A 9,909-nucleotide genomic window follows, 5' to 3' on the forward strand; every position below is an offset into this window, starting at 1 on the left:
CAACTGGTTCAACAAGCATCGCATCCATGGAACCTTAGACTATATGACGCCTGTTCAATATCGACAAGAAGCCCTTATAAAAGTTGTTCAGTTTTGTGTTGACAATCCACAATTGAAATTCATCCGCGTGCGTCTACCGCACTTCTCGAACAGACGCTTCGCATCCTGCAGTATGTTCGGTGACATCTCGATGGCGGATCAACTGTATATTGGCTGTGGTTATACGGATATGCGAAAGTCCATTAAGGGATTTTACCCCTTATTACATCATGCCGCCCATGAGACAAATACGTTTTTATAGGTTTTTTGAGTCTTTTTCTGGCGATTTTATCCGATATCCTTCAGATATTAGTCCAATAAATACTTGTGAGTATGTTGTGTGCGTAGAGTTCGTGGGCAAAATGTGGGCAAGTTGCGGGCACTAACATTAACCCCAATAGTACATGAAAGGCACACGATAATAGCTCGTTCTGTGTGCCGCGGCCGTATTCATCGGGTATAATTGTTTATTAAGTAAAGATCGAAGAAGATCGCGGGAAGCGAAACGATTTAGCAACATATTTTGATAAAGGAGTGGTTCTCCATGTCAATGGTACGCAAACTCCATTCTCATATAGCAAAAGACTTAAGGGAGTTTTTATCTGAAAACAATATTTCCACCAGAAGCTTGTCATAGATCTTGAAGCAGAAACCATCGAAGACTTTAATTGATTACTCAGTATATGACATTTTAAGTGTGGCTGGAATTCTGAAGCCCGGGGAAGCGCAAGAATTATTAGACCACATCCAGGAGTCACGGGAGGGCTGGGGAAAGTGACCCACAACCACTCCGGATATTTATTCGATTCAAACATCGTCATCGCCATTCTGGACAACGATCATGCCGCGGTGAACTTAATGCGACAAGCCCAAGAAGAAAAACGGCGAATATTCTTTTCGACGATTACGGAATGTGAAGTACCGAGCGGTGTCAAACACAATCAGTTCTTAATCGCAGAAAGGCTTTTCTCCCCTAGGCATATGATACATGTCGATTCCGCTGTCGCAAGAAAAGCAGCATCCATGCAAAGCGAGCAAAGAAGCAAGGGACGGAAAATAAAAACTCCTGATGCACTCATTATTGCAACCGCCTATACAGCTAATTTGGTACTGGTTTCCCGGGATTCAGACATGAACTTTGTTACGAATGAGTATGGGATGACTTTATTGAAAATATAGGGTTACTGTGCTGAAAACCGACAAAGGATACACTGAAGTTTGTTTATTTATACCTGTAGGTTTTTCTTCTCATTAGTTATACATAAAATTTTTGAAGCCCTTCTAAGTTGGTCCTCTCGTCGTAATCATATACGATACCTACACTATACTGTGCTCTGGTCAAAGCAACGTAAAATTTTGAACGACTTGTGGGAAGTAATTCAAAATTGTTATTTTTAATCCACTGAGTAAATGGCTGTGCAGGATAGATTAATACTCTTTCAAAAGTAATCCCTTTTGACTCACCAAAGTTAACAGTCTTATATTTTTTATTAACCGTTTCTCTGATGCTATCTCTTAATTGGACGGGGTTATATCTTTGCAAATACAAATCCACATCTTGTTTTCTCACTAAACAGATACCATCGTGACCTGTCACTTCATTCTGATTGGATCGGCATGGAGTATACTGTAAATATAATTTTGAAGAATAGTCACAGATCATCGGGTTGTCTCTATGTGATACATTCAACGTTTTTATCGATCATACTTTCTCTCGATATGGGTAAGATAGGTTACCTGGCGCGGATCGCCAACAAAAAGTATATTTGACCGGCTTTTCAAAAGAAGCTTTACTATCTCTAAGTCGTATCCCGCAAGGTCCTGGATTTTATCAATAAAAATGTGAGAGAAGATTTTACTCAATCGATCTATAACTGCGCCATCACTTCAATATGATACGCATCTCTATCTCTATAATTCTACAAACTGTGGGGTATACAATAGTCATGCGGTGATAATGATTTTCAGTACCTTGATGTATAAGAGTTTTCTCGGTTCAAGTATCGTTATGTTTGATTGACGTTCGCTCGATCTAAACAAGGTTATACTACAGCAGTTATCATTACTGCTGCAGTATAACCCCGAACTGTCTACCTATAGGCATCGTAGAGAATTATATCAATTCCGATTTTTGAAGCAGTCTTTGTACAATCGCCGCAACTTCGGCTCTCGTAATAAGCGCTTTGGGCGCCAGTTCAGCGCCGTTTCTTCCGGATACGATACCTGCGTGTACACTGTCCGCAATACTGCGTAGTGCCCAGGTGGATGCATCCGCTTCATCTGTGTACGGTTGTAATATATCGCCTGTCGATTGTACAGGAAGCTTCGCCTTTAATCCGGTGATCGCCATTGCTTTGGCGATCATCACCATGGCTTGTTCTCTGGTAATGTTATCATTCGGTCGGAACGTGCCATCTTCAAACCCGCTGATAAGGCCGTACACATATGCCGTTTGAACGGCTCCTTGATACCAATCCGAGATCTTTACGTCCGGAAATGGCGCCGTTCCGTTCTCCAGTTTGAGCCCCAGCCCGCGAACGATAATGGCCGCAAACTCGGCGCGGGTGATGTTGCGATTAGGACTGAACAAGCCGTTCCCAGTAGCGCTTACGACCATGCGCGATCCCATATCGTTGACGGCTGCTTTCGCCCAATGGTTCGCGACATCGCTAAATTCGAGCGGATGCCAAACGACCGCGTACGTACTGTTGGTCAGGCTGTTGATTATGGCGTAGTACTTGCCATCGATCGCAGCGACTTGGGTCGGTACATGACGCACCGTACCGTCAGGATCAATCACAACGCCTGTCGTAATCTTGTTGGGATCGACACCTTCAGGAATGACGATGGTTCGCTCTACATAGACGTCGAATTTCGATACTTCGATTGTCGTTTCCCCGTACGTGGCTCCGACTGTGAATTCAACCGACGGAACGACAAGCGCGAATGCTCCTTTCACTGCCGCATTCTCAACAACTTTCACCGTATCCGTTGTTGGCGCAGCGATTTCGATCTGCAACTTGATGTCTTGCAAGTTCACTGACTTTCCAAACTGATCGGAGATGGCGCTGATGTTGATTTGCTGTGCAGGCAAGGTGTAGGATGCACGATCCGATTTGATTTCCAGAACCGCCTGTCTGTCTTCCATATGTTTAATCATTTGGCCGTTCAGTTCGCCAACGATCACATCGGACTTGCTATTGACCGGAATCGTCACAACCGCATGCAGGCCTTCCGCCGCGAGCTTGTCAACCAGCTTTTTGGGATCGAAAGCAATCGTCGTTACGGTTTGGTCGTTCCGATTGGTTATCGTAGCCGTCCCCGCATTCTCCGCTTTACCATTCACGAGTATCTCGACACCAGTATTGGCGGTTTCCGTATTCGTATTACTACTATCGCTGCTGCCGCCGCTGGAAGACGATCTCGGCATGACGTCATTGGATGGGGCAGAAGATGCGCTGCTTCCCACACCATTGATCGCCTTCACCGTAAAGGTATAGCTCATTCCGTTGGTTAAACCAGTGATTGTAATCGGACTTGCCGTTCCGGCCATGACCTTTCCCCCAGGGGAAGCTGTCACTTCATACCCCGTAATGGCACTTCCGCCATTGTTGGATGGGGCTGTAAAGGTCATGGTGGCTTGCCCGTTGCCAGCGGCTGCTGACACATTTGTCGGTGCTGCCGCAACCGTTGCGGGAGTCACGCTTGCCTGATTGGATTCCGCACTCAAGCCTCCCAAGTTACCTGCTTTCACAATAAAATAGTAGGTTGTTCCATTTGTCAGGTTTTGTACGTTGTAGGTAGAGTCAGTCACAGTAACAACGGATGTACTGCTAAATTGACCTGAAGTCATCGACATATACAGGTTGTAGTAGGTCGCTCCCGTTACCGTACTCCAGTTCAGCGCAACCTGACGATCCCCTCCGGTAGCCACCAGGTTTTGCGGATTCTCAGGAACGTTCGGCAAGTTCACAACTTGTGTCATTGTAAACGTCACATCAGTCATGTTATCTGCAGACACCATGACTGTTGCGGTGTAAGTGCCAGCTGCTAAGCCGTCTTTCGCGTTAACGGTAAAGCTTGTTGCCGGTGCTCCGCTGTTTAATGGCGAAGCTGGTTGCGTGATTACAAAATCATTTACATTTGCGCCACTAAGCCTTGCAGACAGGTTCGCCAAATTGCCTGTGCCGGCATTCGTTACATAGATGGTTTTCGTATCTTGTGTACCTGTTTCATAACCTTGAATAAGTGCTGTTGCCGTTTGATTGGCTATTGCAGCAATCGAATAGGTAGGTGTGACGTTCACCGTCACCTTGACCGCGCTGCTCGTTGCGGTTGCCGTCTTCGTGCCGTTTACGCTGTTGTTGGTGTTGGTCACCACCGCATAGTAGTACGTCGTTCCCGCCGTTGCCGTCGGCGCGGCATACGATGCGCTGGTTGCTCCGCTAATTACCGTGCCTTCGCTATTGCTATTGGCCGTGTGGCTGTACCACTGGTAGCTCAGCGTCCCACTGTCACTCACTGTCGCCGCTACGCTCAATGGCGCGCTGTCGCCTTCGTTCACCGTTGCGTCCGTCGGCTGCGTGTCGATCACCGGCGCTGCCGCATTCACCAACGTTTGCAAAATATTTCCAGAGATACCTACCGCCACATACGTGCCGTTGCCATAGGTGACGCCATTAAGAGTATTCGTGGTGCCTGACTCGCGGCTCGTCCAGCTTGCTCCGTCACTGGAGGTCGATATCCTTCCACCGTTCCCCACCGCCACATACGTGCCGTTGCTGTAGGTGACGCCATTAAGAGTATTCGTGGTGCCCGACGTGCTGCTCGTCCAGTTCGTTCCGTCACTGGAGGTCATTATCCTTCCACTGTCCCCCATCGCCACATACGTTCCGTTGCCATAGGTGACGCCATTAAGATGACTCGAGATGCTCGACTTGCTGCTCGTCCAGTTCGTTCCGTCACTGGAGGTCACTATCCTTCCAAAGTCCCCCACCGCCACATACGTTCCGTTGCCATAGGTGACTCCATTAGGTTCAAACTTGGAGCCGAACGCGCCTCTCGTCCAGTTCGTTCCGTCACTGGAGGTCACTATCCCTCCACTGCCCCCCACCGCCACATACGTTCCGTTGCCATAGGTGACGCCATTAAGAGTATTCGCGATGACCGGCGTGACGCTCGTCCAGTTCGTTCCGTCACTGGAGGTCACTATCGTTCCACTGTTCCCCACCGCCACATACGTGCCGTCGCCATAGGTGACGCCACGAAGAGTTTGATTCGTGGGCAACGGACTCCGTATACTCCAATTATCAAGAGAATCGGCAAAAGTAATAGTAGGAATGATTCCTGCTAAAAGAAATAATACCGTTAACAAAGAAATACAACGTCTGATCATCGTCTTCTTTCACTCGCCTTTCTTAAAGCACGTCTATATTTGGATTTTTTTGCCGTCCATCCGCTCCAGTATGAACTTATGCCCCCTATTGTAGCACAAGCGTGATCATTACTGGAATATATTTCTTAGTCTAGTGAATTTCCTCCACGTCAAAATTCATGCTTGTGCGAATGAATTCAGGGCTAACAGCATGTTATAAACAATCTTCATTCTCTCACTATTAAGCAAATACAAACCTGAAACTTTGCCTCTATTTACTGGTGCATAAATGTATGCATTCCCATATTCTAATTTCTGAAATTCAGCAGCATATAGGAAATCAATCGTACTCACATAAGGATTCGGTCTGCGTTTTAGCAAGGAATAAAGATAATGTTTATCAGCCTTCTCTGTACCAGCATCACTAGATTTCATAACCTTTATTGGAAGCTTTGATATAGCTTTACATCAGATATCCATACAAGCATAATAAGTCGCTGAGTATAGTTTATCTGCACTTACATCTCCACCCATACCTAGAGACTCTAGGAACGTATTAATATCAGCAGTAGTAAATCCTTGATTCATCATTTCATTTCTAGCACTTTTCTTTCTGTTAAACCATGCCATATTTATCTGTCACCTCCTCTTATAAATAGTCCGAATATAACTCATCTAAATATTCATCTGTCATAACAAATTGTTCTTTCATTAACATTGCCATCTTGTGAGAATCGATAACTGCATCGACTGGATCTATGCGTTTGCGCTGTAAATTTTTCTCGATTTTACATTCACCAAATGAGTTGTAGACCCAAGTTAACAATTTGCTCTTTCTGTTATAGATAATGTTCCCTGAGTCAACTTCTAATTTAAAATCCACAGTTGGTTGGTTAAGGTTGCGAGCACTTTGTACGATCTCAACAACGTCACAGCCAAACATTTCTAGGTCATCTAGAAATGTATCGGCATTATGCGGATTATAACAAATAATCTTAAACTTAAGATTATATTTCTCTTTGATTTCTCTAAGGTATTTAATGATGAATTTATAATCTGTCTTGTAGCCAGGAATCGTTGTCAATAATCCATCACTCAACCATACATTATAGGGTGCTTGGTCTGACTTGATATGCTCCAGTAGTCTCTCCTTTGGCATGAAGGAATGTGAATGAATAAAGTATTTCTGCTGACCATCGATGACAGTAGGAATCTCAATGGCGATACTTGTTAAATCACCACCGCTAGACAGATCGACACCAATATAAGCTTCTGCACCTTTGAAGTCTTCAAGTGTCATATCAGACGCGCATTCTTTCCATTTATCAAGATTGATGTAAGTATCATCCGATGAATGAGTCCATATATTAAGCGTCTTCGTCATGAAATTTGTTAGTTCTTCTCCACCTTTTTCTTTGGCTTCGATTGCTAACGTTTCCATTGCTTTAATTGCATGTGGTAAATGTCTACTTAAAGGCGAACATTTAACCCAATTCTTGCTGTCCCATATGTCATCTTCTTTGTCCATTTGAGCTATATACGTGAAATATCTTTCGTTTTCGCCTGCCCCATTAAGCAAATTAACACAATAATTGTACTCAACAATGCAAGGATTCGTTGGTGACAAGTCAAATCCAGCCGTTGTAATTATCGAAATTAAGGACTCAGGAAGGTTGATGGTCCTATCCTGTAAAAGTTTAATCATCTGATTATTTTTATGGGAATGGAATTCATCAATAATACCTGTATACGGCTCAAATCCATCAATACTATTTGTATCACGACCTAAAGCCATGATCTTGCCACCATTAGCCTTATTCTTGATTAGACTCTCACGGTCATAAGCTCTATGTAATTCTGCTAAATCTTTATCCTGCTCAACAAACTTCTTGGCCTGTTTCAAGACAATCCTAGCCTAAACTTGTGCATTCTGGTATCCACAGAAGCCAGCAGTATAGATTGCGATACCACTATTGAGAAGCGACTTCGCTTGCTTACGACTGAGCTGCACATATGACTAAGAAAATCGCCTATAACCATCGAGTGTTAACCAACCAAACAAATTGCCGATAATAAAGTACTGAAAATCAACCAATTTAACTGGTGTGCCTTTTAATTCACCATCAGTAAACTTCAAATTTTCGAAGAATTTGAATGCCCTATCCGCTTTCTTCTGTGAAAACAAAAAAGGAAACCCTTCGGTTCCCTGTCTCTTCAAGTCATTTATGTGTCGTTCACATGCCAATTTCACCAGATTACCAGTAATAATTTCCTCATTTATTACGTCTAAAGCGTACTGAGTTGTATGATCAATCATCCAGAAACTCATCAAATTTATTCTTTGGAGCGTCATCTTTCTTTGGAACAACTAACTTTAGACGCGAGGAAATGGTTAACCCCATTTGAGTAGCGTGTTTTTTCATCTCATCTGAATACTTAAATTGTATCCTAATAAGTGGATGTTCGATTAGATTAGTAAAGCCTGATTTATTAGTTTGTTCAATTACCATCGGCTTACCTTCTAATTCCTTTGTAGCCGAAAGGTATAATGAATACGCTTGACAATACTGAGCGAGTGTCGTTATGTCCAGATTCGTCAACAGATTAATATTATTAAGTTCCTTGGCAATCCGTCTATACTCTTTTCTTGCTACTTTATCAGTCAACCAATCTGGACAGTCTGTTTTATTATCACTCGGCCTGACCGCTGCCTCTTGTTCTTTCCTTTGCTCAATTGTTTCCTTATCAAAATGAGATTTACCTTCTTCCAAGATAACATCAATCGATTTTTTAGGTCTACCCATACGAACACTCACCCCCTTCTATATAATTTTTGGTAAAAGTTACCCTTTAACAATTTTTTTGGATTTTCCGCGCTAAAAAAGTCCCTATGCGGTAATGCGTTAAAGCGTTGAAACTTTTTGACCTGCCCACCCTAATTTCCATACTTCTTCTTGTCTTCAGCAGTCTTCCTATTGTGATGCATATGACATCTACTCAAGAGCTTAGACAGTTGCAATCCTAACTCAGGGTAATATTCCAGTGGAAGCACTACCTTCTTCCACTATTTTTCATGATAAAATGCAGCTGCTTCTTTGCTTCTAACATGCTCATCATAATATCTATTCCTGTCTCGCTTATCTGTTTGTTCTTGATACCTATGCTTATCACAATATTTATTACCTATAACAATCAGCTCATTGCATCCATTCTTATTACATAGTTTCTTAATTGCCATATGTATTCCTTTAGAGTAACCTCAAAATATTTTTCTATCTAGGGCTTTTCTCACAAGATTCACATTTGTACTATATACACTCTTTTCGAATCATGTTGAATAGTTAGATTTTTTGCGAAAACCGCAATATATAGATGTTCATTTCGACAATAACATATACATATAGATGAAACAGGTCAAAATTCCTCAAAAAATTATTTGCATTTTCACGACAATCGATTTAAAATAAAGGTGTAATCAATATTACCAAATCACCTAGAATCTACATATTTAGTCTAACAAGAGAGGAAGATATTTAAATGGCGAAAAGCAGCTCAAAAAAAGTTTCATCTAATCTTATGTCGACGACAGCTTCTAAAGCTTTACAGGATGGAAGAACAAGCAAAACTACTAAATCGCTTGCAGGATCTGTTCTTGCTCAATCAAGAGGGAAACGCAAATAAGCTTAATTTAAATGAAGAATTATATAGGAAGGTGATAACATATGCAAAATAAAATCAATAACCTTTTGTTTTCTTTACAAGAATCTAAAGTTAATTCTTTAAACTGGTCTAATCGCTTTTTAAACAATACTAGTTCCAAAGGATTACAGCTATTCCTTTCTCTATATCTCATAATCGTAATCCCTTTTATAGACAAACAAAAAAGCACCCCGAAGGATGCTCATCGTTGATGAATTCAATTACAACAGCATTTCCGTTGCTGCTTTTACTAACAATCCCTTTATAATGTCGATAGGTAATTTAAATAACTCCATACCTTGCTTTTGAGCAATATCTTTTGCCTTATTTACTATAGTAACATTTCGAGCTGCATCTAAGAAGTCATGACCACTATATGTTAATTTAAGTGGTAAATACATTTCTCCACCTGAACTAGTTGCATTAATCGCTTTAATGAGTCCTGCATCACTTATTAACCCTAAATTATATTGAACAAGACTATCATCTACATCAGATAAATGAATTTCTAAACCTGAATCCTCAGCAGACCTTTCTTCAATTATCTTTAGAAGTCTGATGATTAATTCCATGTCTCTCTTCATCTGATCTCTCCTCATATAATAAATAAGAACGAATGTTCCCTCATTTATAATAGCAAATAATCCCGCTTATGTCATCAAACCTTTTCACACTCTCCACACAACAATGGATTGTCAACAGTAAATCAGACAACTTTTTTAAGGGCTTCTTGTCGATATTGAACAGGCGTCATATAGTCTAAGGTTCCATGGATGCGATGCTTGTTGAACCAGTTG

General features: G+C 42.0%; 13 protein-coding genes. 3 read left to right on the forward strand and 10 right to left on the reverse strand.

Going from position 1 to position 9,909, the window contains the following annotated elements; translation table 11 throughout:
* Nucleotides 1-301: IS3 family transposase (locus ACO9K6_RS20730; protein WP_424769427.1), on the forward strand; the 301-nt coding region annotated here is incomplete at its 5' end.
* A gap of 512 nt (nt 302-813) precedes the next feature.
* Nucleotides 814-1,218, forward strand: a complete 405-nt coding sequence (locus ACO9K6_RS20735; RefSeq protein WP_424769428.1) for a type II toxin-antitoxin system VapC family toxin — start codon at nt 814-816, stop codon at nt 1,216-1,218.
* Nucleotides 1,219-1,294: 76 nt separating this feature from the next.
* Here the strand turns inward: ACO9K6_RS20735 and ACO9K6_RS20740 are convergent, their stop codons facing one another.
* From ACO9K6_RS20740 to ACO9K6_RS20775, 8 genes are all read right to left on the reverse strand, one after another.
* Nucleotides 1,295-1,609 (reverse strand): hypothetical protein, encoded by a 315-nt coding sequence (locus ACO9K6_RS20740; protein WP_424769429.1) that lies wholly within the window; start codon nt 1,607-1,609, stop codon nt 1,295-1,297.
* A gap of 125 nt (nt 1,610-1,734) precedes the next feature.
* Nucleotides 1,735-1,902 carry a UvrD-helicase domain-containing protein gene (locus ACO9K6_RS20745; protein ID WP_424769430.1) on the reverse strand — a complete coding sequence of 56 codons (168 nt, stop codon included), beginning with the start codon at nt 1,900-1,902 and terminating at the stop codon, nt 1,735-1,737.
* 250 nt (nt 1,903-2,152) lie between these two features.
* A complete protein-coding gene (locus ACO9K6_RS20750) occupies nt 2,153-5,326 on the reverse strand; it encodes an S-layer homology domain-containing protein (protein WP_424769431.1) in 3,174 nt (1,057 codons plus the stop codon).
* 264 nt (nt 5,327-5,590) lie between these two features.
* Nucleotides 5,591-5,872 (reverse strand): phage portal protein, encoded by a 282-nt coding sequence (locus tag ACO9K6_RS20755; protein ID WP_424769438.1) that lies wholly within the window; start codon nt 5,870-5,872, stop codon nt 5,591-5,593.
* A 9-nt stretch (nt 5,873-5,881) separates the two neighbouring features.
* Nucleotides 5,882-6,043: a hypothetical protein gene (locus tag ACO9K6_RS20760; RefSeq protein ID WP_424769432.1), complete on the reverse strand. Its 162-nt coding sequence runs from the start codon at nt 6,041-6,043 to the stop codon at nt 5,882-5,884.
* A 19-nt stretch (nt 6,044-6,062) separates the two neighbouring features.
* Complete coding sequence (locus ACO9K6_RS20765) at nt 6,063-7,316, reverse strand: terminase TerL endonuclease subunit (RefSeq protein ID WP_424769433.1); 1,254 nt, start codon at nt 7,314-7,316, stop codon at nt 6,063-6,065.
* A 114-nt stretch (nt 7,317-7,430) separates the two neighbouring features.
* Nucleotides 7,431-7,730, reverse strand: a complete 300-nt coding sequence (locus ACO9K6_RS20770) for a hypothetical protein (RefSeq protein WP_424769434.1) — start codon at nt 7,728-7,730, stop codon at nt 7,431-7,433.
* Nucleotides 7,723-8,217 carry a phage terminase small subunit P27 family gene (locus tag ACO9K6_RS20775; protein WP_424769435.1) on the reverse strand — a complete coding sequence of 165 codons (495 nt, stop codon included), beginning with the start codon at nt 8,215-8,217 and terminating at the stop codon, nt 7,723-7,725. Before ACO9K6_RS20775 ends, ACO9K6_RS20770 begins: the two co-directional genes overlap by 8 nt.
* Nucleotides 8,218-8,950: 733 nt before the next feature.
* Between ACO9K6_RS20775 and ACO9K6_RS20780 the strand changes: the two genes are divergently transcribed.
* Entirely contained in the window at nt 8,951-9,094 is a 144-nt protein-coding gene (locus ACO9K6_RS20780; protein WP_424769436.1) for a hypothetical protein, read from the forward strand.
* A gap of 239 nt (nt 9,095-9,333) precedes the next feature.
* On the opposite strand, the gene ACO9K6_RS20785 is transcribed toward ACO9K6_RS20780, so the two are convergent.
* Both ACO9K6_RS20785 and ACO9K6_RS20790 read right to left on the reverse strand, forming a co-directional pair.
* Nucleotides 9,334-9,696 (reverse strand): DUF2513 domain-containing protein, encoded by a 363-nt coding sequence (locus tag ACO9K6_RS20785; protein WP_424769437.1) that lies wholly within the window; start codon nt 9,694-9,696, stop codon nt 9,334-9,336.
* A 122-nt stretch (nt 9,697-9,818) separates the two neighbouring features.
* Nucleotides 9,819-9,909, reverse strand: a 91-nt coding sequence (locus ACO9K6_RS20790) for an IS3 family transposase (protein WP_424769439.1), incomplete at its 5' end; no start/stop codon positions are given.

The organism is Paenibacillus praedii, assembly GCF_049725345.1.
Lineage (GTDB): Bacteria > Bacillota > Bacilli > Paenibacillales > Paenibacillaceae > Pristimantibacillus.